The organism is Pseudomonas medicaginis, assembly GCF_965119365.1.
Classification (GTDB): domain Bacteria; phylum Pseudomonadota; class Gammaproteobacteria; order Pseudomonadales; family Pseudomonadaceae; genus Aquipseudomonas.
This window is the reverse complement of sequence record NZ_OZ221631.1, coordinates 116,626-141,020: the sequence shown is the minus strand read 5'-3', so window position 1 is coordinate 141,020 and position 24,395 is coordinate 116,626. Positions and strand designations below refer to the sequence as shown.

Sequence of the window (24,395 nt, the reverse complement as noted above, 5' to 3'; positions counted from 1 at the left end):
CCTCACCGAGGACCCTGTGGGAGCGAGCTTGCTCGCGATGCAGACGACGCGGTGTGTCAGGTACACCGGCATCGCGAGCAAGCTCGCTCCCACAGGGGCTACATTGGCCATCTCATTTCACTTCCGGCGGCGTAGTGAAGGTGTGATACGGCGCCGGCGACGGCACGCTCCACTCCAGGCCTTCGGCACCATCCCACGGCTTGGCCGGAGCCGGCTCGCCGCCCCGGATGGTCTTGATCACGATGAACAGGAAGAAGAGCTGCGTGGTGCCGAACATGAACGCGCCGATGGACGAGACCATGTTGAAGTCAGCGAACTGCAGGTTGTAGTCGGGAATCCGCCGGGGCATGCCCGCCAGGCCCACGAAGTGCATCGGGAAGAACGCCAGGTTCATGCCGACGAACGACAGCCAGAAGTGCAGCTTGCCAAGGGTTTCGTCGTACATGTGGCCGGTCCATTTCGGCAGCCAGTAGTAGGCCGAGGCGAAGATCCCGAAGATCGCGCCGGGCACCAGTACATAGTGGAAGTGCGCGACCACGAAGTAGGTGTCCTGGTACTGGAAGTCCGCCGGGGCGATGGCCAGCATCAGCCCGGAGAAACCGCCGATGGAAAACAGGATCACGAACGCCACGGCAAACAGCATCGGCGTCTCGAAGGTCAGCGAGCCTTGCCACATGGTGCTGGCCCAGTTGAACACTTTCACCCCGGTGGGCACGGCGATCAGCAGGGTGGCGTACATGAAGAACAGCTCGCCCACCAGCGGAATGCCGACCACGAACATGTGGTGCGCCCAGACGATGAACGACAGGAACGCGATGGCGGCCGTGGCATAGACCATCGAGGTGTAGCCGAACAACGGCTTGCGGGAGAACGCCGGGATGATCGAGCTGACGGCACCGAAGGCCGGCAGGATCATGATGTACACCTCGGGGTGACCGAAGAACCAGAACACGTGCTGGAACAGCACCGGGTCACCGCCACCGGCGGCACTGAAGAAGCTGGTGCCGAAGTGGATGTCCATCAGCATCATCGTCACGCAGCCGGCCAGTACCGGCATCACCGCGATCAGCAGGAACGCGGTGATCAGCCAGGTCCAGACGAACAGCGGCATTTTCATCAGGGTCATGCCGGGGGCTCGCAGGTTGAGGATGGTGGCGATCACGTTGATCGCGCCCATGATCGAGCTGATGCCCATCAGGTGGATGGCGAAGATGAAGAACGTCACGCTTTCCGGCGCATAGGTGGTGGACAGCGGCGCGTAGAAGGTCCAGCCGAAGTTCGGCCCGCCCCCGGGGGTGAACAGCGTCGACACCAGCATCAGGAACGCGGCCGGCAGCAACCAGAAACTGAAGTTGTTCATGCGCGGCAGAGCCATGTCCGGCGCGCCGATCATCAACGGGATCATCCAGTTGGCAAGGCCGACGAACGCCGGCATCACTGCGCCGAAGACCATCACCAGCCCATGCATGGTGGTCATCTGGTTGAAGAATTCCGGCTGCACGATCTGCAGGCCGGGCTGGAACAGCTCGGCGCGGATCACCATGGCGAACGAGCCGCCCAACAGGAACATCGAGAAGGCGAACCACAGGTACAGCGTGCCGATATCCTTGTGGTTGGTGGTCAGTACCCAGCGCATCAGGCCCTTGGCGGGGCCGTGGGCGTGGTCGGCGCCGGCATGACCGTGGTCATCGATCACAGCACTCATGTCCTGTCTCCTTCGAACGAGTGGGCTGGACGGCCCGGGGCGATGAGCCCCGACCGGTTGCGGGAACAAGCGTCAGGCCGGCTCATTGGCTTTCCGCCTGTTTGAGTTCCAGCACTTCTTTTGGCGTCACCATGTCGCCCTTGTTGTTGCCCCAGGCGTTGCGTTCATAGGTCACGACGGCTGCGATATCGACTTCCGACAATTGCTTGCCGAACGCGGCCATGGCGGTGCCGGGTTTGCCGTGGAAGACAATGCTCAGGTGATCCTTGATCGGCCCGGTGGCGATCTTCGAGCCCTTGAGCGCCGGGAACATCGGCGGCAAGCCCTGGCCTTCGGCCTGGTGACAGGCCACGCAGGTGGTGTGGTAGACCTTGTCGCCACGCTCCTTGAGTTCGTCCAGGGTCCATTCCTTGCTGGTCAGCTCTTTAAGCTGCGCGGCTTCGGCCTTGCGTTCAGCCAGCCATTTCTCGTAGTCGGGCTTGCTCTTGACCTCCACCACGATCGGCATGAAACCGTGGTCCTTGCCGCACAGCTCGGCGCATTGGCCGCGGTACAGGCCGGGTTTGTCGACACGGGTCCAGGCTTCGTTGACGAACCCGGGGATGGCATCGCGCTTGACCGCGAAGGCCGGCACCCACCAGGAGTGGATCACGTCGGCGGAGGTCACCAGAAAGCGGACCTTGGCATCGACCGGCAGCACCAGCGGCTTGTCGACCTCCAGCAGGTAGTGCTCGCCCTTGGCGCTCTGGTTATGGATCTGTTCGGCGGGGGTCGCCAGGTTGCTGAAGAATTCGACGTCCTGGCCCAGGTACTTGTAGTGCCACTTCCATTGATAGCCAGTGACCTGGATATCGATGTCCGACTCGCTGGAGTCGTACATCTTGATCAGGGTGGCGGTGGCAGGAATCGCCATCAGCACCAGGATCAGGAAGGGCACGATGGTCCAGAGGATTTCAACGCGGGTGTTTTCGTGGAAGTGCGCGGCATTCTGGCCGGTTGAGCGGCGGTGCATCATCATCGACCAGAACATGGCGCCGAAGACGATGATGCCGATGACCACACAGATCCAGAAGATGGTCATGTGCAGGTCGAACACTGCGTTGCTGATCTGTGTCGCTCCAGGCGCCATATTCACAGTCCAGGCCGCTTGTGCCTGGCTGAAAATCGACCACAACAGGAGGCCCATCCATACGTGTGGATGTCGCGTCATTGCGGGTTCCCCTTATCGTTCTTGTTATCCCGTAGGCTTAACGCCTGCGGCAAGGGAGAGCGGCTACATCAGACTACGAACTCGACCGCCGTGCCTTGCTGCCTGTGTATCGGGTTCATCAGCTAACTCCATTCCAAACCGAGTATAGACAGCACCTGCAACCTCGCAACGCGATGGCGTAAATCGTTTGAAACACCCGGGGCTTGCACTAGAGCCCACGAATGGAGAAGGATGCGAACTGAGTGATGGCAAACCGATATAACTGTGACGCAGCAAGGAAGAGTCAGTTATGAAAAATAGGTCTTAGGAGTGTTTTTGCGCCAGCTAAGTTATGTCTTCCCTATTTCTTTGCCTTTGTTTCCTGGAGTTGTCATGAACACCGCCGCATTGCGCGAGCAGATCCAAAACGCCCAACAACACGAAGCCGAGACCGGCCAGTTGGCCCGTCAGTTGCAATCCCAGTTACCCCACCTGCACCGTGCTATCCAATTGCCCGAGGCGAATGCCAACGCCGTCCTGGCGCGCTTTGTCGCCGCCTACATCGATGAAGTGCCTGACCTGCTGGATGCCGCCAATGAAGTCGCCAGGGAGGCGGGCATCGAGCCGCAGATCAAGCCGGTCCTGAAGATTGCCGAACAGTACTTCCTCCAGCCGCCGACGATCATGACCGGCCATGTCGGGCTCGACAGCTTGCTGGACGAAGCCTACCTGGCCCACCGATTCGTCGAAGAGGTCAACGACCTGTACATCAAGCATTTCGGCCAGCCATTGATCCCCCTGGACATGACGGTCGCCAACCTGATCGCTCACCAGTTGATCGGTGAGGCGTTTGCCAATCAGCTCGATGAAGTGGTCCATCACACGTTCGATGAGATGCTCAACGAGGAGACGTTTGCATTGGAGTCGGTCGAAACCTACCGCGAGAAGCTCAGCAGCCCGGAAACCGGCGCGGCCTGGAAGCGCTGGCCGTGCATGTCCCGCCGCCTGGGCGTGGGCCTGGAGCTGGATCAGCCGGCGGCTTGATCCATCAGGAAAACTTAAAACCTCTGTGGGAGCGAGCTTGCTCGCGATGGCATTGCATCAGCAACATCACAGTTGACTGACACGCCGCCTTCGCGAGCAAGCCCGCTCCCACATTGAATCCGGGTGGTTCATAAAACATGTGTCCCGCAACAGCCCACTGTGGGAGCGAGCTTGCTCGCGATTGCATTGGACCAGCAACATCGCAGTTGGCTGATACCGCTATCGCGAGCAAGCTCGCTCCCACAGGGTTTCCTGGGTGTCAGGCAGAAGCCGCGCCAACCCCCACGGTCGTGCGCAACCGCCCCTCCAACCGACGCTTGAGCCCGCGGGGTTCGATCAACAGTTTCGACCCCTTGCTGGCATTCGCCCGGCCCCATTCTTCCAGCAACTCCAGGCACGAGTGATCGATGTAGCTCAGGTTATTGAGCGGTACATGCACGGTCGCGCCCGTCGGGATGGTGCCCAGCACCTGGGTCAGGGCCGGCACCTTGAGGAAGGTGGCCGCCCCGACCAGTCGCAGTTCCATCTCGCCTTCCTGGGGCAGGTCAATCAGGCTGATTTTCAGTCGCGAGGCTTTCCAGGCCAGTTTCACCAGGGTCAGGCCGAAGCCGATCAGCACGCCGGTCAGCAGGTCGGTGAAGATGATCGCCAGCGCCGTTGCGGCGTAGGTGAACATCGGCATCCGGCCATAACGGCCCAGGCTGCGAAACGCCTTGAGGTCCACCAGTTTGAAACCGGTGTAGACCAGCACGCCCGCCAGGCTCGCCACCGGAATGCTTTGCAGCACGCTGGACAGCAGCAGCACGAACAGCAACAACCACAGGCCGTGGAAAATCGTCGACATCCGCGTGGTGGCTCCGGCCTGGACGTTGGCCGAACTGCGCACGATCACCCCGGTCATCGGCAGGGCGCCGAGCAGGCCGCAGAGCATGTTGCCGATACCTTGGGCCGACAGTTCCCGGTCGAAGTCCGCACGTTCACCGCTGTGCATGCGATCCACGGCGGCTGCCGACAACAGGGTCTCGGCACTGGCGATGAAGGCGACGGCGAACGCTGCGATCAGCAGCGTCGGGTCGGCCAGGTTCAGCAGGTCCGCCGGGCGCAGCCAATCAATGGCTTCGGCCAGGTTCTCCGGAACCTCCACGCGCTTGACCTGCAAGGCCAGCACCAGGCTGGCGATGGTCGCCAGGCCGACACCCAGCAAGGCGCCGGGAATGAAGCGCAGGCGGTGGGGACGAAATTTTTCCCACAGCCACATCACCGCAATCGTCGACAGGCCGAGCAGGCCGGCCTGCCAGCCGAAGGACGGCAAGGCCTGGGCCACCGCCGCGGGGAATGCCGTCAGGTTATCCAGCCCTGAGGGCTTGGGCGCGGCATCGAGCATCACATGGACCTGGGACAGCACGATCAGCACACCGATGCCTGCGAGCATCCCGTACACCACGGCAGGCGCGGTAACCCGGAACCAGCACCCCAGGCGAAAGCGCCCGGCCAACAATTGCAGGAGCCCGGCCAGCAGCAGGATCGGCCCGAGCATCGCCACGCCATGTTGGCGCACCAGCTCGAAGACCAACACCGCCAACCCGGCGGCCGGGCCGCTGACTTGCAGCTTCGAGCCGGCCATGAACCCTACGATCAGCCCGCCGACGATACCGGTAATCAGGCCTTTGGCCGGCGGCAAGCCGGAGGCGATGGCAATGCCCATGCACAAAGGCAGGGCCACCAGGAACACAACCACCGAAGCCAGCAGCTCCCGTGGCAGAACAGCTTTTAATTGAGCAGCACGCATGGCGACTCTCCCGAAGTTTTCTTCAGGCATGGCGAGGCCCTACCGCCCAAATGGCAGTAAGGCTTGCACCACACAAGGATGTTTAGGAGTGGTTAGAAGCGCGCTTTGGGCGTCGCCACCGGTATCGGATGGCTGCCATCGAGCGGCAGGAAACGTCCCTGGTCCGCGTCAAAGGCTTTGATCTCGCTGGTCTCGATGTTGTACACCCAACCATGGATGAACAACTGACCGCTGGCCATGCGCGACGCTACCGACGGATGCGTTCGCAAATGCTGCAACTGCGCGATCACGTTCTCTTCGGTGAGGATGGGCATGGTCTGTTTTTCGTCGCCGCACGGACAGTTGTCGTGGACCATGGTCTTGGCCACTTCGGCGTGGCGCAGCCAGGCCTTGACCGTGGGCATTTTTTCCAGGGTGTCCGGATTCAGCACGGCACGCATGGCGCCGCAGTCGGAATGGCCGCAGACGATGATGTGCTGCACACCGAGGGCCAGCACGGCGTATTCGATGGCGGTGGAGACGCCGCCGTTCATCTGCCCGTAGGGCGGCACAACGTTGCCGACGTTACGGGTCACGAACAGGTCGCCGGGGGAGCTATGGGTGATCAACTCGGGCACGATGCGCGAATCGGCGCAGGTGATGAACATCGCCCGGGGCGCCTGGGCGGTGGCGAGTTTCTTGAAGAGTTCTTCCTGTTGCGGAAAGATCTCGTGATGGAAATGCAAAAAGCCGTCAACAATATGCTGCAGCGCTGCATCGGCGGTTTCCGCCTCGGGTTGGGCTGGAGCCGACGCAGCCAACGGCTGTTTATCCTTGTCACTCATGATTCATCCTCTTTTGACGGTATGACGCCAGTGGCTGGTTAAAAAACATCCAGGTCGAGATGTCCGACCCGTCAGTCACTCGCTGAACAAGGTAGCGGCCGAAACTTAACTCAAACTGAAATCGAAGGCTCTAGGACAACGATTACAGAGATGGCGAAACACTGGCGCAGTTCACTTCCAGTGGCCTTTCCAGGGTCAACTTTAATCAAATCAAGGACATCTGTCGGCCCGGCGGACAGAAGGCATCGCAGTCAAGATTGTAGCCTTCGCGGCGCTCGAGTCCCAGGCGCTTGAGTGCCTTGGAAAATCGCTGGGCCAGCAGGTCGGCGAACGGGCCTTCACCCCGCATTCGCGCACCGAAGCGGCTGTCATACAGCTCGCCACCGCGGCTCTGGCGCACCAGGCTCAGTACGTGGGCGGCGCGTTGCGGATAGTGTGCCTGTAACCACGCCTCGAACAGCGGCGCGACCTCCAACGGCAGGCGCAGCATGACGTAGGCGGCGTTCTGCGCGCCGGCGGCGTGGGCTTCGGCCAGCAGGCTCTCGATCTCGCTGTCGTTGATCATTGGGATCATCGGAGCACACAGCACCCCCACGGCAATGCCCGCCTCGCGCATGACCTTGATCGCCCGCAACCGCGCCTTGGGCGCCGCCGCGCGGGGTTCGAGAATACGCTTGAGCTCATCGTCCAGGGTGGTGAGGCTGATCATCACGTGCACCAGGCGTTGTTGCGCCAGCTCGGTCAGCAGGTCCAGGTCGCGCAGGATCAGCGAACCCTTGGTGACGATGGTCACCGGATGCCGATAACGCAGCAGCACCTCGAGAATCCGGCGGGTTATCCGTTGCTCACGCTCGATAGGCTGATAAGGGTCGGTGTTGGAGCCCAGCGCGATCGGCGCGCATTGATAACCGCGCCGGGACAACTGCTCCTCCAGCACCTCGGCGGCATTGGTCTTGGCGATCAGCTTCGTTTCGAAGTCCAGCCCCGGCGACAGGTCCCAATAGGCATGGCTGGGCCGTGCATAGCAGTAGACGCAACCGTGTTCGCAGCCTCGGTACGGGTTGATCGAGCGGTCGAACGGGATATCGGACGAGGTGTTGCGGGTAATGATGGTCTTGGCCGTTTCGATGCGCACTTCAGTGCCCTGGGTCGGCGGGACTTCCTGATACCAGCCGTCATCTTCGACCACCGAGCGACTCGGGGCGAAGCGGTTGTGCGGGTTGGTCGCGGTGCCGCGGCCGCGAGGTGGGAGGGACGCTGGCATGGGAATACTCCAAATGCTGTATGCGCATACAGTATTCGCTGCGTCCGATTAAGGCCAGTGCCATTCAGCGGTCCGTCGATCGGAGCAACGTTCACAACGCTTTGACGTTCTCCTCACAAGCTTTTAACCGCAGCGAACCGACACTGTTCATCCCGCATCCCTTCGTTTTCGGTCGTCCGTGCATGCTCAAGCTCTGTTCCCGTTTGCTGTTCTGCCTGGCCCTGCTCGTCGGATTGGCCGAAGCCCCTGCCCAAGCGGCCGACTTTCCTGAGACGAGGCCCGCTGAATGGGCGCAGCCGGTGGAAAAGGACTACAACCTCTACCAGATGTCGCCGACGCTGTACCGCAGTTCCCTGCCGGACGGCGGGGCGCTGCCCTTACTGAAGAAGCTTCGGATCGGCACGGTCATCAACTTCCTGCCGGAGACAGACCAGCGTTGGCTGTCCGCCCCCGGCATCGAGCAAGTGCAGTTGCCCTATCGCACCAATCACGTCGATGACAGCGACATACTCAGGGCCCTGCGGGCGGTCCAGGCGGCCGAGGCCAAGGGCCCGGTGCTGATGCACTGCAAGCACGGCTCGGACCGCACCGGGCTGGTGGCCGCCATGTACCGGGTGGTGGTACAGGGCTGGAGCAAAGAGGACGCATTGAACGAAATGACCGAAGGTGGCTTCGGTGACAGCCATCACTTCAAGGACGGCGTGCGCTACATGATGCAGGCCGATGTCGACAAACTCCGCGTGGCGTTGGCGAACGGCGAATGCAGCACCAGCGTCTTTGCCCTTTGTTCCTTGGAAAGCTGGGTCAATTCAACGACGTCGGCGCAGCCCCTCGACCCCCGGATTGCGCTGCCGAAGCATTGATCGGCGGCGTGCCGGTAAAGGCGGCGATGGATTCGGACAGCGGTCGTGAGTCGCCCGGGGCAAAGATGGTTTCGCGCAGCGCCCGGCCTGTTGCCGGGTTGAACAGCCCGTCACGCTGGAATCGCTGGAACACGTTGGCAGCCAGCGCCTTCGACCAGGCGTAGGCGTAGATCCGCGCGCCATAGCCGGTCACCAGGTAATCCAGGCCGTTGGGCCAGCGCTCGCTCGCGGACACCGGCAAGTGCCCCACCTGCGCACTGGCTTGGTCGAAGACCTGCTGGACGGTCCGCCCGTCGTCGTGGGTGCGGTGCAACTCCATATCGAATAACGCGTTGCGCAGCAGGACGGCGGTCTCCCAACTGGCCTGGGTGGTAGCAAAGGTCAACAGTTGGCCGGCGACCTCATCAGGCATCGGCGCCCCGGTTTGGTAGTGCCTTGAGACACGCACCAGGCATTGCCGGGAGAAGCACCATTGTTCGAACAACACCCCGGCAAACTCGGCGGTATCGCGGGACAAGCCGGAAATGCCCGACAGATCACGGTATTCGGCACGGGTCAGGACATGCTGCAGGCAATGACCGAACTCATGGAAGAGGATTCGCAGTTGCAGATGATCGAGCAAGACGGGGCCCGGCCCTGCGTTGCGCGGCAGCCAGCCATGCAGCGCCGCAATGGGGTGCCGGGGGCGTCCCTCCGCAGTGATGCGGCGGCTTCGCAGGGTGGTGGTATTGGGGTAACCGTCTCGGTTGGCATCCGAAAACGGATCGAAATAGAGGTAGCCAATGACCGCTCCCCATTCGCGGACTTCGAAAAGGCGCACATCCGCGTGCCAGGTCGTCACGTCATGTCGCTCGGTGAAGCTCACCCCGAACAGCTCCGTCGCCATCAGCAATAGCTGTGTGAACGTGGATTCCAAGGTGAACCAGACGCTCAGCGCTTCCTTGGAAAGACCGGCCGCCTGCTGGCGAAGTCGATTCGCCAGGTAGGGGTAGTCCCACGGCTGGAGTTCGTTGAAACCTTGCCGCGTGGCAAAGGCCTTGAGCTGGCGCGCGTCCCGCTCGAAAGTGCTGTGCTGTCGTGTGAGTTGGGCCTGCAGGAACGCCAGGACCTCGTCGGTCGACGCGGCTTGCTCGGGTTCTATCGCCATTTGAGCAAAATCCGTATAGCCCAGGGCATTGGCGTACAGGTGACGGTCTTTCAACAACTGCCTGAGTATGTCGCTGTTGTCGAATTGGCCCGCCTGGGGGCCCTGGTCGGAGGCGCGTGTGCTGTAGGCCTCGTACATTTGCCGGCGTAGCGAGCGGTTGTCAGCGTATTGAGTGACGATGCCAAACGATTCCTCGCTGAGCGTCAGCAACCATCCCGTGCGTCCGGCATCGCGTGCCTGCTGGGCCATGCGTTGTTTGAAGCGCGCCGGCAGGCCGCTCAGCGGTGCGTCATCGTCGAACGCTTTGCTCCAGGCCTGATTGGCCAGGTGCAGGTTATCCAGGAATAACCCCTGGACCTCGTTGATGCGCAACTTCAATAGATTCAGGTCGGTCGTCAGGTTTTCAGCCGACCTGTTCTGGTGAAATTGGCCGAGGATTTTCTTCAGCACCCGTTGGCGAGCCGGGGCGAAATGCTTGGCGATCTGGCTGTCTGCCAAGCGCTGGTAAAGCGTGAACAGCGCGGGGTGTTGTTTCAGTTCAACCTGGAAGTCATGCAGCCGTTCAGTGCATTCCAGAGAAGCCTGCGCCCAGGCCGCTCCTGGCCTGGTGGTGGTCAGAAGATGCAGCAGATAACCGAAACGTTCCAGGCGCGCATGGATTTCATCCATGGCCAGCACCAGGTCATCCCAGGTAGGAAAGGGTGTCTGGGTCTTGATGATGTCGGCCACTTGAGCACGACTGTCGACCAGGATCCGGTCAAGGGCCGGCGAGAAATGCCAAGCCTGGATGTGGGCAAACGGGGGCAGGTCATGGGCCTGCAACAGCGGATTGTCGTCGTCGAGCATGGGAACCTTCCTGTCAGTCTGGACGTGATGAACAGTCTGCAAAGGAAGGGGCTCAGGCCTGGCGGTAACTATGTATCGCTTCCGGGCCAGGGGGCCCGGAAGCTAATGCCGCAGATGTCAGTCGGTTTTTTTCTTCAACTTGGGGTTGGGGAAAAACTGTACCGCCTGGACCTTGGCGTCCGGCACCTTGAGCGCCGAGGTGTTGACCCGGGTGCCCAGCTCCTTGGGCACCGACAGGCCTTGCTCGTTGAGCGTGTCGCAATACCCGCAGGCCACGCATTCGCGGTGAGGCACGCCGTCTTCGTTCCACATCATCAACTTGTCCGGCTCACTGCACGCCGGGCAGACCGCCCCGGCGATAAAGCGTCGTTTGGTAATCACAGGCCCCTCGCTCATGCTGCCGCGCCCTCAGTCAGGCCGCTATGGCGCAAGAGTGCGTCAATCGACGGCTCACGGCCACGGAAGTCGACGAACAGCACCATCGGTTCCTGGGAGCCGCCGCGGGCCAGGATGGCTTCGCGGAACGCGCGACCGGTGTCGGCGTTGAGCACGCCATCTTCTTCGAACTTGGAGAACGCATCGGCCGACAGCACTTCCGCCCATTTGTAGCTGTAGTAGCCCGCCGCATACCCGCCGGCGAAGATGTGGGCGAAGCTGTTGGGGAAGCGGTTGTAGGCCGGCGGACGCATGACCGAGACTTCGTCGCGCACGCCTTCGAGTACTTGCAGCACGCTGCGGCAATCGCCGTGGGTGGCGTGCAGCTCGAAGTCGAACAGCGAGAACTCCAACTGGCGGACCATCATCAGGCCGGACTGGAAGTTTTTCGCCGCGAGCATTTTCTCCAGCAGGTCCTGGGGCAGTGGCTCGCCGGTTTCGTAGTGGCCGGAAATCAGCGCCAGGCCTTCGGGCTCCCAGCACCAGTTTTCCATGAACTGGCTCGGCAGCTCCACGGCATCCCAGGCCACGCCGTTGATGCCGGACACGCCAGCATGTTCGACGCGGGTCAGCAGGTGGTGCAGGCCATGGCCGAACTCGTGGAACAGGGTGGTGACTTCATCGTGGGTCAACAGTGCCGGTTTGCCGCTGTCGGCGGGGGTGAAGTTGCACACCAGGTTGGCGACCGGGCTTTGCAGGACACCCTCGAAGGTGCGACGACGGTCGCGGGCGCCATCCATCCAGGCGCCGCCACGCTTGTTGGCGCGGGCGTAGAGGTCGAAGAAGAAGCGGCCGACGTGCTGGCCGTTCTCTTTAATCTCGAACAGGCGCACGTCCGGGTGCCAGCTGTCGAAGCCTTTCAGTTCAGCGATCTCGATGCCATAGAGGCGCTGCACGATGGCGAACAGGCCGCTCAATACCTTGTCGATCGGGAAGTAGGCGCGCAGGGCTTCCTGGGCCACGCTGTAACGCTGCTGGCGCAGTTTTTCACCGTAGAAACCGCTGTCCCAGCTTTGCAGGTCGGGGCAGCCTTGCTCGGCGGCGAAGGCTTTGAGCTGTTCCAGGTCCAGGGCGGCGAACGGCTTGCTGCGTTTGGCCAGGTCCCGCAGGAAACTGAGCACCTGGTCGCTGGATTCAGCCATTTTGGTCGCCAGGCTCAACTCGGCGAAATTGGCGAAGCCCAGCAGTTGGGCCAGTTCCTGGCGCAGGTCGAGGATCTGTTCCATCACCGGGCCGTTATCGTTCTGGCCGGCATTCGGGCCCTGGTCCGACGCACGGGTGCAGTAGGCCGCATAGACCTCTTCACGCAGGGCGCGGTCCTCGGCGTAGGTCATCACTGCGTAGTAGCTGGGGAATTCCAGGTTGATCAGCCAGCCGTCCAGCCCCTTGGCCTGGGCGGCGGCGGCCATTTGCGCCTTGGCCGAGTCGGTCAGGCCGGCGAGGGCGGCTTCATCGGTGACGTGCTTGGTCCAGGCCTGGGTCGCGTCCAGCAGTTGGTTGGAGAAGCGGCTGCCCAGCTCGGACAGTTTGCTCTGCACCTCGGCGTAACGCTTCTGCTGCTCCGGTGGCAGGTCGATACCCGACAGGCGGAAATCGCGCAGGGAGTGTTCCAGGATGGTTTTCTGCGCCACGTCGAAACCGGCGGCTTCAGGGCTGCTCGCCAGGGCTTCGAAGGCCTGGAACAGCTCGCGGTTCTGGCCCAGCTCGGTGGAGTAGGCACTCAGCGCCGGCAGGCAGGCCTCGTAGGCTTCGCGCAGTTCCGGGCTGTTGCGCACGGCGTTCAGATGACTGACCGGGCTCCAGGCGGCGCCCAGGCGATCATTGAACTCGTCCATCGCCAATACCAGGCCGGCCCAGGTAGGCTGCTGGACTTGGGTCTTGAGGAGCTCGGCGATGGCGGCACGGTTGTCAGCCAGGATCTGCTCGATGGCCGGTTGCACGTGCTCGGCACGGATCGCCGAGAATGGCGGCAGGTCATAGGGCTGCAAAAGAGGATTGTTCACGCTCACGGTCGACACCTTGGCTGGAAGAAACATCGGCCCATCTTAATTACAATCGACGTTCACCGCAGCTAGCAGCGCCTATCACCGGATAAGAGAGAGCCTATCGTGACCCTTCGCACGTACCAGAACCACAGCCCGCGGCTTGCCCGTGGCGCTTTTGTCGACAGCACCGCGGTGGTGATCGGCGACGTCGAAATCGGCGAAGACAGCTCCGTCTGGCCGCTGACGGTCATTCGCGGCGACATGCACCGCATCCGTGTTGGTGCCCGTACCAGCGTCCAGGATGGTTGCGTGCTGCACATCACCCATGCCGGCCCCTTCAATCCGGAGGGTTTTCCATTGTTGATCGGCGACGACGTGACCATCGCCCACAAGGTCATGCTCCATGGTTGCTCGGTGGGCAGCCGCGTGCTGATCGGCATGGGCAGCATCGTCATGGACGGCGCGGTGGTGGAAGACGACGTCATCATCGGCGCCGGCAGCCTCGTACCGCCGGGCAAGCGCCTGGAGAGCGGCTTTTTGTACGTGGGCAGCCCGGTGAAACAGGCCCGGCCACTGACAGATAAGGAACGCGCGTTTTTCACCTACAGCGCGGCGAACTACGTGAAGCTCAAGGACCTGCATCTGGCTGAAGGCTACGACCAGGTCTGAATCGCCCCGCCACATTCCAGGAATGCTCATGCATTACCAAACGATACTGTTCGACCTCGACGGCACCCTCACCGATCCCCGGGAAGGGATTACCCGTTCGATCCAGTTCGCCTTGAGCAAACTGGGCATCGACGAACCCGACCTGACCCGCCTCGAGCACTTCATCGGGCCGCCGCTGTTGCAGGCCTTCATGCAGTTCTATGACTTCGACGAAGCGAAGGCCTGGGAGGCGGTGAATTTCTATCGCGAACGCTTCAAGGTCACCGGCCTCTACGAAAATCGCGTCTTCGACGGCGTGATGCCGCTGCTGGAAAGCTTGGGCGGCCAAGGGCGGCAGTTGTACATCGCCACGTCCAAACCCTGGGTCTTTGCCCGGGAAATCGCCCGCCACTTCGACTTCGCCCGGCACTTCAAGGTGATCTACGGCAGCGAACTGGACGGCACCCGCACCAACAAAATCGAGCTGATCGCCCACCTGCTGGCCGAAGAAGGCCTCGACCCGGCCAGCACCCTGATGATCGGCGACCGCAAGCACGACCTGATCGGCGCCCACAGCAACGGCCTGGATGCAGCGGCGGTGGGGTATGGGTTTGGCAGCCATGAAGAACTCAGCGCCGAGGGCCCGGCGTATCACTTCGAGACGGTGGATGCCTTGCATCAGGCGTTTTTGCGGCGCTGACTGGACTGCCATCGCGAGCACATCCTTCCGGTCTAAAGGCGCACACGTGTGGCGAGGGGATTTATCCCCGTTGGCTGCGCAGCAGCCCTAAAGCAGTTAACTCAGCATTGCCTGGTTTGGGGGCTGCTGCGCAGCCCAGCGGGGATAAATCCCCTCGCCACAGGTATCAGCCTGTCCCGGTCCCGGCAGGGGGTATATGAAAGCGGCGATTCAGGCCCTGAACTGGCTTGGCGCCACGCCGCTCCAGCGCACGAAGGCATGGCGGAAGCTGGCGGTTTCGCTGAAGCCCAGGCGTTCGGCGATTCGATAGATCGGTAATTGGTCATCGCAGAGCATCTGCTTGGCCCGTTCGAAGCGCAGTTCGTCCAGCAGTTCCTGGTAGCTGCAGCCCAGGTCCTTGAGGTGGCGACGCAAGGTGCGCGCCGAGCAGTTCATCTGTTCGGCCAGGCCTTCCAGGCCGGGTGCTGCGTCCAGTTGGGCGTCGAGCAACTGGCGGATCCGCCCTAGCCAGACCTGGCGGCCGGTGAACTCGGTGTTTTGCCGGCGACAGCGTTCGGCCATGGCGTGATGGGTGATGGGGTCGGCCAGGGGCAGGGCTTGATCGAGCCAGTGACGGTCGAAGGCGAAAGCGTTATCGACGCTGTCGAAGCGCACCGGGCAATCGAAGAGCGCTGTGTAGCGCGCCTGGTAGTCGGTGGCAGGATGTTCGAAGCGCGCAGCGTGCAAGGGCAGTGCATGACCCAAAAGGTCATTGCAGATGACCTTCAACGACACCATGCAGAACTCGGCATTGAACACCGCCAGGGCCGGGTTCTCCCGATAATCGCTGGCGCTGAACCAGATGTGCTTGCCGTCGTCGTCCAGGCTCAGCTCGAAGAGTGTTCCCAATAGCGCCGGATAGCGCAGCGCCAGGCGCAAGGCGTCACCTAAGGTGGCACTGGTGAGCAGGGCATAGCCGAGCATGCCGTAGGACGAAACGTGCATGCGCAGGCCCAGTTCCAGGCCAATGTCGCGCTTGAGGGCCACGGCGTTGGCGCAGACTTGCATCTCCTGGTTGGTGGTAATGCGCGTATCGGCCCGGCTCAGGTCCGCCGCGCTGATACCGCTGCCAGCCAACAAGGCATCACTGGGCAATCCTTCGCTTTTAAAGGTGCTCAGGACCAGCGAGACGGCGTTGAGGGTGGTGAGGTGGGAATGAAGCATGTCCGTTTCCAGCCTGGGGAAGCTGGAAACGGAGCAAGTTATATGCCGGATGAAAATCGGAAGCTCGACACAATACCCAGTGTGGGAGCGAGCTTGCTCGCGATGGCGGTGTGTCAGTCGCCGCTGAAGTTGACTGTCAGCCCGCTATCGCGAGCAAGCTCGCTCCCACAGGGATTGCCGGGTATCAGATCAGCTCGCCGCACAGATCCAGCTCTACCAGCCGCCGAACCTCTTGCACCGGCAGGCCCGCGCCGATCAATGCCTGCAATTTGCCGAACGCGGCCTCGCGGGTCATGCCGCCGCCGGACAGCACGCCGACACCGCGCAAGCGGCTACCGGCTTCATACACGTCCAGCTCGACGCCACCTTCGTGGCATTGGGTCACCGCCACGACCACCACGCCGCTGTCCCGCGCCCGCTCGAGGCTGGCGAGAAAGGCCGGGTTGTCGCTCGGCCCGGTGCCGCTGCCGTAGCACTCCAGCACCAGGCCCTGGATACCGCTGCCCAGCAGGCCATCGAGGACCTGCGCACTGATGCCGGGAAACAGCGGCAGCGCCGCGATGTTCGCCACTTGCTTGGGTTGGTTGTAGTTCAACTGCATTGGCAGGGCCGACGCAGGGGTGCCGCCGCCCTGGCGTTCCAGGCGCTTGAACGGGTGGCGACCGAAGCTGCGCACCTTCGCGCAACGGGTCGGGGCCAGCAGCTCACCGTGGAAGTACAGGTGCACGCCTGGCGCCAGACCCTGGCCGAGGGCGACCAGGGCGCCGCTGAGGTTTTCCCAGGCGTCGCTGTCGGTCACGCCGGCGGGTAGCATCGAGCCAGTGAAGCAGACCCGTGCAGGCAGGCCCAGCAGTTGAAAGCTCATCGCCGCCGCGCTGTAGGCCAGGGTGTCGGTGCCGTGCAGGATCAGTACGCTGTCGCAGCCCTGCACGTCCACCGCATCGACCACCGCTTCGCGCAGTTGCTGCCAGTAGGCCGGGGTCATGTTGGCGCTGTCGATCAGCGGCGACATCTCCCGGAAGCGCCACTGCGGTATGACGAGTTCGGGTTGGCTGTGCAGGTAATCGCGCATCCGCGCTTCGAAACCGGATGCCGGGGCCAGGCCGTGGGCGCTGGCCTGCATGCCGATAGTGCCGCCGGTGTAGAGCACCATGACGTGCTGGGCGGCAGGGTAGGTCAAGGAATTCATGGTTGTTCTCCGAAGACGAAAACGGCAGCGTGGGTCAGCTGCCACAACATAAGGCCGAGCATGACGCCGACCTTACGTTGTGTCACGCCGGGCGCAGGGGGTGCGCCCGGTTTTTACAATCAGCCTGGCGCTCAGCGTTGCGCTGCGGCCACGCCAGCCGTCGCGGCGTCAGGCTTGGCAACCGGTGCCGACGGGGTGGCTGGCCATGCGTTGCGGTCCAGGTCCAGGTCCGGGAACTTGCTGGAGTCGAACACGGGCACCTTGATGCCGGCCGCACGCTGGTCATCGTAGTCACGCAGGATGCGCATGCCGATCTTGAACAGCAGGAACAGCGCGATCAGGTTCACGAACGCCAACAGGGTCATGGTGATGTCGGCGAAGGCGAACACGGTGCCGAGGTTTTCGATGGCGCCCCAGAAAATCAGGACCAGCACCAGCGCGCGGTAGCCCATCAGGACCTTGCGGTTGTCACCGATCATGAAGCGCAGGTTGTTCTCACCCAGGTAGTAGTTGTAGAGGATCGAGGTGAACACGAACAACGACAGGGCCACGGAGATGAATATCCGGCCCCAGTCACCCACGACGGCCGCCAGGGAGTTCTGGGTCAGGGCAATGCCGTCGCCTTCGAAGCCCGGGGTGTAGAAGCCCGACAGCAGGATCAGCAGCGCGGTGCAGGTGCAGATCAAGAACGTGTCCAGGAACACGCTGAACGCCTGGACCACGCCCTGGGCGACCGGGTGCTCGACCGAGGCGACGGCGGCAACGTTAGGCGCACTGCCCAGGCCGGCTTCGTTGGCGAACACGCCACGCTTGACGCCCATGACGATGGCGCTGCCGATCAGGCCGCCGAAGGCCTGGTCGAGGCCGAAGGCGCTCTTGACGATGGTTGCCAGCATGCCCGGTACGTGTTCGAACTGCAGGACGATCACGTAGAGGGTCACGGCGATATACGCCAGGGTCTTGACCGGTACCAACAGGTCGGCAACCTTGGCAATGCGCTTGATTCCACCGATGAACACCAGGCCCAGCAGCACCGCCAGGCCGATGCCGGTGTAGGTGGTGTCAAAGCCGAAGGCGTTGTTCAGGGAGTGGGTGACCGCATGGGCTTGCAGGCCGTTGAAGGCGAAGCCGAAGGTCACCAGCAGCAGGAATGCCATGATCATGCCCAGCCAGCGTTTCTGCAGGCCGTGCTGGATGTAATAGGACGGGCCGCCACGGAACTGGCCTTCGGCGTCGCAGCGCTTGTAGAGCTGGCCGAGGGAGCACTCGAAGAAGCTGCTGGACATGCCGACCAGGGCGGTCACCCACATCCAGAACACCGCACCAGGTCCGCCGAGGGTCACGGCGATGCCGACACCGGCGATGTTGCCCGCGCCGACACGGCCGGCCAGGCTGAGCATCAGGGCCTGGAAAGAACTGAGCTGGTCAGTGCTGCTTTTCAGGCTGTCACGGAACACCGTGAACATGTGGAAGAAGTGACGGAACTGGACGAAACGCGAGCGGATCGTGAAGTAGCCGCCGAGCCCGACAATGAGCGCGATCAGCACTTTCCCTGATAGGAAGTCGTTGATGACTTCGAGCATGAGTATTCCTCGCTGTTTTTTGTTTAAGCAAATGCTGGCCATTTGGAAACATCGCGTTACATCGGTCGGCGCGCGGCCCGATAGATGAGGCGAAGTTTCGTCCCGGTCCATTTTCGCGGGTTGTTATTAGTTCGGTTTTCGCATGTTTAAGGATCTCGTTGCAGACGACCGCTCATGCGAAGAGGGGCGGCACTATACCTATCAGTGCGGTGCCCGTCTGCACAGTTGTGGTGCGTCCGACGAAACGGATCCTTTGAAACACCTGGCCTTACGGTCAGGTTCTGGTGGGGAAGAGCCTGCTCGCGTTGGCTGGCGACGCGGTTTACAACGGGCAGCGCGTCGTCTTTTATCGCGAGCAGGTTCCTTCCCACAGATTCGGTCATCCTTGGCTGCTATCAATTAAAAAAAGGGCTTGGGGAAGATCCCCAAGCCCTCAAAAGGTGAGAGGTGTCTAGTCCCTCGACCTGGTGAGCGGTGGTCGTGTCGATCACGCTTTGAGCGGGACCAGACGCGGAGCAATCATGTTTTCCGGGCGCAGGATGTCGTCGAGCATGGCGTCGTCGAGCAAGCCTTCTTCGCGCACCAGTTCCAGCACGCCGCGGCCACTTTCCAGGGCAACACGGGCGATGCGGGTGGCGTTTTCATAGCCGATGTACGGGTTCAGGGCGGTGACCAGGCCGATCGAGTGCTCGACCAGTTCGCGGCAGCGCGCTTCGTTGGCGGTGATGCCGACGATGCAGTGCTCGCGCAGCATGTCCATGGCCCGTTGCAGCAGGCGGATCGAGTCGAAGATCTTGAAGGCGATCAGCGGTTCCATCACGTTCAGTTGCAGTTGGCCGCCTTCGGCCGCGATGGTCAGGGCCAGGTCGTTGCCGATGATCTGGAACGCCACCTGGTTGACCGCTTCGGGGATCACCGGGTTGACCTTGCCGGGCATGATCGAGCTGCCTGGCTGGCGGGCCGGCAGGTTGATTTCATTGATGCCGGTGCGTGGGCCGCTGGACAGCAGGCGCAGGTCGTTGCAGATCTTCGACAGCTTGACCGCGGTACGCTTGAGCATGCCGGAGAACAGCACGAAGGCGCCCATGTCGGAGGTGGCTTCGATCAGGTCGGCGGCCGGGACCAGCGGCTGGCCGCTGATAGTCGCCAGGCGTTGCACGGCCAGGGCCTGGTAGCGCGGGTCGGCGTTGATGCCGGTGCCGATGGCGGTGCCGCCCAGGTTCACTTCGGTGAGCAGTTCAGGCGCCAGGGTTTTCAGGCGCGCCAGGTCTTCGCTCAGGGTGGTGGCGAAGGCCCGGAATTCCTGGCCGAGGGTCATCGGCACGGCGTCTTGCAGTTGGGTGCGGCCCATTTTCAGGACGTGGCTGAATTCTTCACCCTTGGCGGCGAACGCCTGGATCAGGCTGTCGAGGCTGGCCAGCAACGCGTCGTGGCCCAGCAGCAGACCCAGGCGGATCGCGGTCGGGTAGGCGTCGTTGGTGGACTGCGCCATGTTCACGTCGTTGTTGGGGTGCAGGTACTGGTACTCGCCTTTCTGGTGGCCCATGGCCTCCAGCGCGATGTTGGCGATGACTTCGTTGGCATTCATGTTGGTCGACGTGCCGGCGCCGCCCTGGATCATGTCCACCACGAACTCTTCGTGGAAGTCGCCGCGGATCAATCGTGCACAGGCTTCGCTGATGGCGGCATGCTTGGCTTCGCTGAGCTGGCCCAGTTCGCGGTTGGCGTCAGCGGCGGCCTGTTTGACCATTGCCAGACCGACCACCAGCTTAGGGTAATGCGAGATCGGAACGCCGGAGAGACGGAAGTTGTTTACCGCTCGTAGGGTCTGGATGCCGTAATACGCTTGCGCCGGTACTTCGAGTACGCCAAGCAGGTCTTTTTCTGTGCGGAATGATGCAGCGGAGGACATGACGGAAATCATCTCGATAAGGACCCGGTCTGAGCCGGAACGCTGTGGATCCTAGGCTCTGGGAAAAAATAGGGCCAATGCTGTTAAACACTGGCCTATGCATATTCGGCATAATGTGGGTGTGACGCCGACGGTGCGGCGAACGTGTGACCTGTTTTGGTGCATGTAGGGGAGGACGTGATGAATCTTGAAAGCAAATGGCTTGAGGACTTCAGTGCCCTGGCCGCTACCCGCAGTTTCTCCCAGGCGGCCGAGCGGCGTTTCGTGACGCAGCCGGCGTTCAGCCGGCGAATCCGCAGCCTCGAGGCGGCGCTGGGGCTGACCCTGGTCAACCGCTCCCGTACGCCTGTCGAGCTGACGGCGGCGGGGCAGTTGTTCCTGGTGACGGCGCGTACGGTGGTGGAGCAATTGGGGGAAGTGTTGCGTCACTTGCATCACTTGGAAGGCGGGCAGGGCGAAGTCATCCAGGTGGCTGCCGCCCACTCCCTGGCGCTGGGCTTCTTCCCACGTTGGATCGCGCAATTGCGCAACGAAGGAATGAACATCGCCACGCGGCTGGTGGCGACCAACGTCGGCGACGCCGTCCACGCCCTGCGTGAAGGCGGCTGCGACTTGATGCTGGCTTTCTACGATCCGGATTCGGCCATGCAGATGGACCCGGAGATTTTCCCGTCGCTGCACCTGGGCCAGACCGAAATGCTCCCGGTGTGCGCCGCCGATGCCAGCGGCAACCCGCTGTTCGACCTTGAAGGCGAGGCGAGCGTGCCGCTGCTGGCCTACAGCGCGGGGGCGTTCCTCGGCCGCTCGGTCAACCAGTTGTTGCGCCAGCGGGCGCTGCGTTTCACCACGATCTACGAAACGGCCATGGCCGACAGCTTGAAGAGCATGGCCCTGGAAGGCTTGGGCATCGCCTGGGTGCCACACCTGAGCGTACGTGCCGAACTGGCCCGGGGTGAACTGGTGATCTGTGGCGGCGCGCAATGGCACGTGCCTCTGGAGATCCGCTTGTACCGCTGCGCCCTGGTGCGCAAGGCCAATGTGCGGTTGTTGTGGCGCAAGCTCGAAGGTGGCGTGGCACAGGGTGTGGCCGGATCCTGAAGACAACGCAAATCCCCTTTGTGGGAGCGGGCTTGCTCGCGAATGCGGTGTGCCTGTCGCCATCATCTGAGCTGACCCACCGCATTCGCGAGCAAGCCCGCTCCCACAAGGGATTTGTGTCGTTGTTCTGCTGACCTCGAAGTCAATAAAACCGCCGCTTCACCCCAAATGACAGATGGTCGGCGAAAGTGCGTTTAACGCACCATTTTCGGTATACTGCCCGGCCTTCGGTCGGTTCGCCCGGCCATCATTCGTACAACAAGCCACGCCGGTCTCCCGCGTGGCTTGTTGTTTTTTGACGCGCCTGCGGGCGCCCAGAGAGAAGAGGCACGACGATGAGTGCACTGGTTGGCGTGATCATGGGCTCCAAGTCCGATTGGTCCACCCTTAGCCACACCGCCGATATGCTGGAAAAGCTCGGCATCCCTTACGAGGTGAAAGTGGTCTCCGCCCACCGTACCCCGGACCTGCTGTTCCAGTACGCCGAAGAGGCCGAGGCGCGTGGCATCGAGGTGATCATCGCCGGTGCCGGTGGCGCGGCCCACTTGCCGGGCATGTGTGCGGCCAAGACCCACCTGCCCGTGCTGGGCGTGCCGGTCCAGTCGTCGATGCTCTCGGGCGTCGATTCGTTGCTGTCGATCGTGCAGATGCCGGCTGGCATCCCGGTCGCGACCCTGGCCATCGGCAAGGCCGGCGCGATCAACGCGGCGCTGCTGTCGGCGAGCATCCTGGGCGCCAAGCATCCACAATTTCATACCGTGTTGAAAAAATTCCGCGCTGAGCAGACAGACAGCGTCCTGGACAATCCAGACCCACGCATTGCCTGAGGTTGTTGACGAATGAAGATCGGTGTAATCGGTGGCGGCCAGTTGGGTCGCATGTTGGCCCTGGCAGGTACGCCGCTGGGGATGAACTTCGCTTTCCTGGACCCGGCGCCGGACGCCTGTGCCGCGGCACTGGGTGAACACCTGCGGGCCGACTACGGCGACCAGGATCACCTGCGCCAATTGGCCGATGAAGTTGACCTGGTGACCTTCGAGTTCGAAAGCGTCCCGGCCGAAACCGTGGCCTTCCTGTCCCAGTTCGTCCCGGTCTACCCGAGCGCCGAAGCCTTGCGGATCGCCCGTGACCGCTGGTTCGAAAAGAACATGTTCAAGGACCTGGGCATCCCCACGCCGGCTTTTGCCGACATTCAGTCCCAGGCCGACCTGGACGCTGCCGTCGCTGCCATCGGCCTGCCCGCCGTGCTCAAGACCCGTACCCTGGGTTACGACGGCAAGGGCCAGAAGGTCCTGCGCAAGCCTGAAGATGTGGCCGGTACGTTCGCCGAACTCGGCAGCGTGGCCTGCCTGCTGGAAGGCTTCGTGCCGTTTACCGGGGAAGTCTCGCTGATCGCCGTGCGTGCCCGCGACGGTGAGATCCGCTTCTACCCGCTGGTGCACAACACCCACAAGGACGGCATCCTCAAGCTGTCCGTCGCCAGCACCGATCATCCGCTGCAGGCCCTGGCCGAGGACTATTCCAGCCGGGTGCTCAAGCAGCTCGATTATGTCGGCGTGATGGCGTTCGAGTTCTTTGAAGTGGACGGCGGCCTCAAGGCCAACGAAATCGCCCCTCGGGTACACAACTCCGGGCACTGGACCACCGAAGGCGCCGAGTGCAGCCAGTTCGAAAACCACCTGCGGGCGGTGGCCGGGCTGCCGCTGGGATCGACCGCCAAGGTCGGTGAGAGCGCGATGCTCAATTTCATCGGCAAAGTGCCGGACACCGAGAAAGTCCTGTCGATCGCCGACTGCCATTTGCATCACTATGGCAAGGCGTTCAAGGCCGGACGCAAGGTCGGTCACGCCAACCTGCGCTGTGCTGACCGGGCCACGCTGGCCCAGCAGATCATCAAGGTCGAGACGCTGATCGCCGAGCAATAATCTGCAATCCTGGTGGAACCATTCGTCGGCTCATCCCTCTCATGGCTAAGTGCCAAAGCCTGACCGGGCTTTGGCTTAGCGACTCAATGAGAGGGAAATGCCATGGGAATCATCGGAACCATTTTTATCGGCTTGATCGTCGGCCTGCTGGCACGCTTCCTGAAACCGGGCGATGACAGCATGGGCTGGATCATGACCATCCTGCTCGGTATCGGCGGTTCGTTGGCGGCCACTTACGGCGGCCAGGCCCTGGGCATCTACCAGGCCGGCCAAGGTGCCGGTTTCATCGGTGCCCTGGTGGGCGCAGTGGTATTGCTGGTGATCTACGGCCTGATCAAAAGAAACTGATTCAAATGCGATAAAGCCCTCTCTGCCTGGCGCGCAGAGGGGGCTAGAATGCTCGGCGTTTCACTTTCCACTCATTGCCGAGTCCCTTCATGCGCCGTCTAGTGTTGACCCTTCTTCTGCTGGGCAGTGGCCTGGCCCATGCCGCCGAGCTGCCGGAAACCGACTGGCTCGAATTGATGCCCAAGTCTGACCAGAAAGCCCTCGAGGCCATGCCCGAGATCGACCACAACTCCCCGGAAGCCAGCGGTACCTTCACCGAAAAAGGGGGGCTGAAGCAAAGCAAGGGCTTGCCGGCGGTGATGTATTCGACCAAGACCGTGGCGGCGATGAACGATAGGCACATCCGCATCGGCGGTTACCCGGTGCCGCTGGAAACCGACGCCAAGGGCCGCAGCACGCTGTTTTTCCTGGTGCCTTACCCCGGCGCCTGCATCCACGTCCCGCCGCCGCCCCCCAACCAATTGGTGCTGGTGCGTTATCCCAAGGGCCTGAAGCTCGACGACATCTACACACCGCTGTGGGTGACGGGCACGCTGAAGATCGAAAAGGTCGACAACGACCTGGCGAGCGCGGCCTATGCGCTGGAGGCGGAGAAGGTGCGGGTGGTGCAAGAAGCGGATTTGTAATAGGTCTGTTGGCCTGACACCAATCCCAATGTGGGAGCGAGCTTGCTCGCGATGGCGTCGGGTCAGTTGGCT

At 62.3% G+C, this 24,395-nt stretch carries 21 protein-coding genes; 9 read left to right on the top strand and 12 right to left on the bottom strand.

Annotation, left to right across the window (positions count from 1 at the left end; translation table 11 throughout):
• Positions 1-112: 112 nt before the first annotated feature.
• Together ctaD and coxB are read right to left on the bottom strand one after the other, a co-directional pair.
• Positions 113-1,705 (bottom strand): cytochrome c oxidase subunit I, encoded by a 1,593-nt coding sequence (gene ctaD / locus ACMTA2_RS00630; protein WP_413793284.1) that lies wholly within the window; start codon positions 1,703-1,705, stop codon positions 113-115.
• A gap of 82 nt (positions 1,706-1,787) precedes the next feature.
• The gene (gene coxB, locus ACMTA2_RS00625) at positions 1,788-2,915 is read right to left on the bottom strand and encodes a cytochrome c oxidase subunit II (protein WP_413793283.1); all 1,128 of its coding nucleotides are present in this window, start codon (positions 2,913-2,915) and stop codon (positions 1,788-1,790) included.
• Positions 2,916-3,287: 372 nt separating this feature from the next.
• On the opposite strand from coxB, the gene ACMTA2_RS00620 reads away from it, so the two are divergent.
• Positions 3,288-3,938, top strand: coding sequence for a hypothetical protein (locus ACMTA2_RS00620; protein WP_413793282.1), 651 nt, complete (start codon positions 3,288-3,290; stop codon positions 3,936-3,938).
• Positions 3,939-4,197: 259 nt separating this feature from the next.
• Here the strand turns inward: ACMTA2_RS00620 and ACMTA2_RS00615 are convergent, their stop codons facing one another.
• From ACMTA2_RS00615 to ACMTA2_RS00605, 3 genes are all read right to left on the bottom strand, one after another.
• Positions 4,198-5,727, bottom strand: a complete 1,530-nt coding sequence (locus tag ACMTA2_RS00615; RefSeq protein WP_413793281.1) for a SulP family inorganic anion transporter — start codon at positions 5,725-5,727, stop codon at positions 4,198-4,200.
• A 92-nt stretch (positions 5,728-5,819) separates the two neighbouring features.
• Positions 5,820-6,551 (bottom strand): carbonic anhydrase, encoded by a 732-nt coding sequence (locus ACMTA2_RS00610; protein ID WP_413793280.1) that lies wholly within the window; start codon positions 6,549-6,551, stop codon positions 5,820-5,822.
• Positions 6,552-6,756: 205 nt separating this feature from the next.
• Positions 6,757-7,815: a PA0069 family radical SAM protein gene (locus tag ACMTA2_RS00605; RefSeq protein WP_413793279.1), complete on the bottom strand. Its 1,059-nt coding sequence runs from the start codon at positions 7,813-7,815 to the stop codon at positions 6,757-6,759.
• A gap of 182 nt (positions 7,816-7,997) precedes the next feature.
• Here ACMTA2_RS00605 and ACMTA2_RS00600 point away from each other — a divergent pair, with 182 nt between their 5' ends.
• Positions 7,998-8,678: a dual specificity protein phosphatase family protein gene (locus ACMTA2_RS00600; RefSeq protein WP_413793278.1), complete on the top strand. Its 681-nt coding sequence runs from the start codon at positions 7,998-8,000 to the stop codon at positions 8,676-8,678.
• On the opposite strand, the gene ACMTA2_RS00595 is transcribed toward ACMTA2_RS00600, so the two are convergent.
• The 3 genes from ACMTA2_RS00595 to prlC form a co-directional block, all read right to left on the bottom strand.
• The gene (locus ACMTA2_RS00595) at positions 8,620-10,671 is read right to left on the bottom strand and encodes a M3 family metallopeptidase (protein WP_413793277.1); all 2,052 of its coding nucleotides are present in this window, start codon (positions 10,669-10,671) and stop codon (positions 8,620-8,622) included. The two genes, ACMTA2_RS00600 and ACMTA2_RS00595, sit on opposite strands and share 59 nt — an antisense overlap.
• Before the next feature lie 117 nt (positions 10,672-10,788).
• Positions 10,789-11,067, bottom strand: coding sequence for a YheV family putative zinc ribbon protein (locus tag ACMTA2_RS00590; RefSeq protein WP_413793276.1), 279 nt, complete (start codon positions 11,065-11,067; stop codon positions 10,789-10,791).
• Positions 11,064-13,142 (bottom strand): oligopeptidase A, encoded by a 2,079-nt coding sequence (gene prlC / locus ACMTA2_RS00585; protein ID WP_413793275.1) that lies wholly within the window; start codon positions 13,140-13,142, stop codon positions 11,064-11,066. Before prlC ends, ACMTA2_RS00590 begins: the two co-directional genes overlap by 4 nt.
• Positions 13,143-13,214: 72 nt before the next feature.
• Here prlC and ACMTA2_RS00580 point away from each other — a divergent pair, with 72 nt between their 5' ends.
• Both ACMTA2_RS00580 and ACMTA2_RS00575 read left to right on the top strand, forming a co-directional pair.
• Positions 13,215-13,760 carry a gamma carbonic anhydrase family protein gene (locus ACMTA2_RS00580; RefSeq protein ID WP_413793274.1) on the top strand — a complete coding sequence of 182 codons (546 nt, stop codon included), beginning with the start codon at positions 13,215-13,217 and terminating at the stop codon, positions 13,758-13,760.
• A gap of 28 nt (positions 13,761-13,788) precedes the next feature.
• Positions 13,789-14,439, top strand: a complete 651-nt coding sequence (locus ACMTA2_RS00575; protein WP_413793273.1) for an HAD family hydrolase — start codon at positions 13,789-13,791, stop codon at positions 14,437-14,439.
• A 210-nt stretch (positions 14,440-14,649) separates the two neighbouring features.
• On the opposite strand, the gene ACMTA2_RS00570 is transcribed toward ACMTA2_RS00575, so the two are convergent.
• From ACMTA2_RS00570 to aspA, 4 genes are all read right to left on the bottom strand, one after another.
• Positions 14,650-15,642, bottom strand: coding sequence for an AraC family transcriptional regulator (locus tag ACMTA2_RS00570; RefSeq protein ID WP_413793272.1), 993 nt, complete (start codon positions 15,640-15,642; stop codon positions 14,650-14,652).
• A 184-nt stretch (positions 15,643-15,826) separates the two neighbouring features.
• Complete coding sequence (locus ACMTA2_RS00565) at positions 15,827-16,831, bottom strand: asparaginase (RefSeq protein ID WP_413793271.1); 1,005 nt, start codon at positions 16,829-16,831, stop codon at positions 15,827-15,829.
• Between the two features lie 131 nt (positions 16,832-16,962).
• Positions 16,963-18,414 (bottom strand): alanine/glycine:cation symporter family protein, encoded by a 1,452-nt coding sequence (locus ACMTA2_RS00560; RefSeq protein ID WP_413793270.1) that lies wholly within the window; start codon positions 18,412-18,414, stop codon positions 16,963-16,965.
• 487 nt (positions 18,415-18,901) lie between these two features.
• Positions 18,902-20,326 carry an aspartate ammonia-lyase gene (aspA, locus tag ACMTA2_RS00555; RefSeq protein WP_003196363.1) on the bottom strand — a complete coding sequence of 475 codons (1,425 nt, stop codon included), beginning with the start codon at positions 20,324-20,326 and terminating at the stop codon, positions 18,902-18,904.
• 180 nt (positions 20,327-20,506) lie between these two features.
• On the opposite strand from aspA, the gene ACMTA2_RS00550 reads away from it, so the two are divergent.
• The 5 genes from ACMTA2_RS00550 (at position 20,507) to ACMTA2_RS00530 (ending at position 24,323) form a co-directional block, all read left to right on the top strand.
• The gene (locus ACMTA2_RS00550; protein WP_413793269.1) at positions 20,507-21,424 is read left to right on the top strand and encodes a LysR substrate-binding domain-containing protein; all 918 of its coding nucleotides are present in this window, start codon (positions 20,507-20,509) and stop codon (positions 21,422-21,424) included.
• A gap of 335 nt (positions 21,425-21,759) precedes the next feature.
• Positions 21,760-22,251 (top strand): 5-(carboxyamino)imidazole ribonucleotide mutase, encoded by a 492-nt coding sequence (gene purE / locus ACMTA2_RS00545; protein ID WP_003196369.1) that lies wholly within the window; start codon positions 21,760-21,762, stop codon positions 22,249-22,251.
• A gap of 12 nt (positions 22,252-22,263) precedes the next feature.
• Positions 22,264-23,349: a 5-(carboxyamino)imidazole ribonucleotide synthase gene (locus tag ACMTA2_RS00540; protein WP_413793268.1), complete on the top strand. Its 1,086-nt coding sequence runs from the start codon at positions 22,264-22,266 to the stop codon at positions 23,347-23,349.
• A 102-nt stretch (positions 23,350-23,451) separates the two neighbouring features.
• Entirely contained in the window at positions 23,452-23,697 is a 246-nt protein-coding gene (locus tag ACMTA2_RS00535; RefSeq protein WP_003196372.1) for a GlsB/YeaQ/YmgE family stress response membrane protein, read from the top strand.
• A gap of 89 nt (positions 23,698-23,786) precedes the next feature.
• Positions 23,787-24,323 (top strand): DUF3299 domain-containing protein, encoded by a 537-nt coding sequence (locus ACMTA2_RS00530; protein WP_413793267.1) that lies wholly within the window; start codon positions 23,787-23,789, stop codon positions 24,321-24,323.
• Positions 24,324-24,395: the final 72 nt, after the last annotated feature.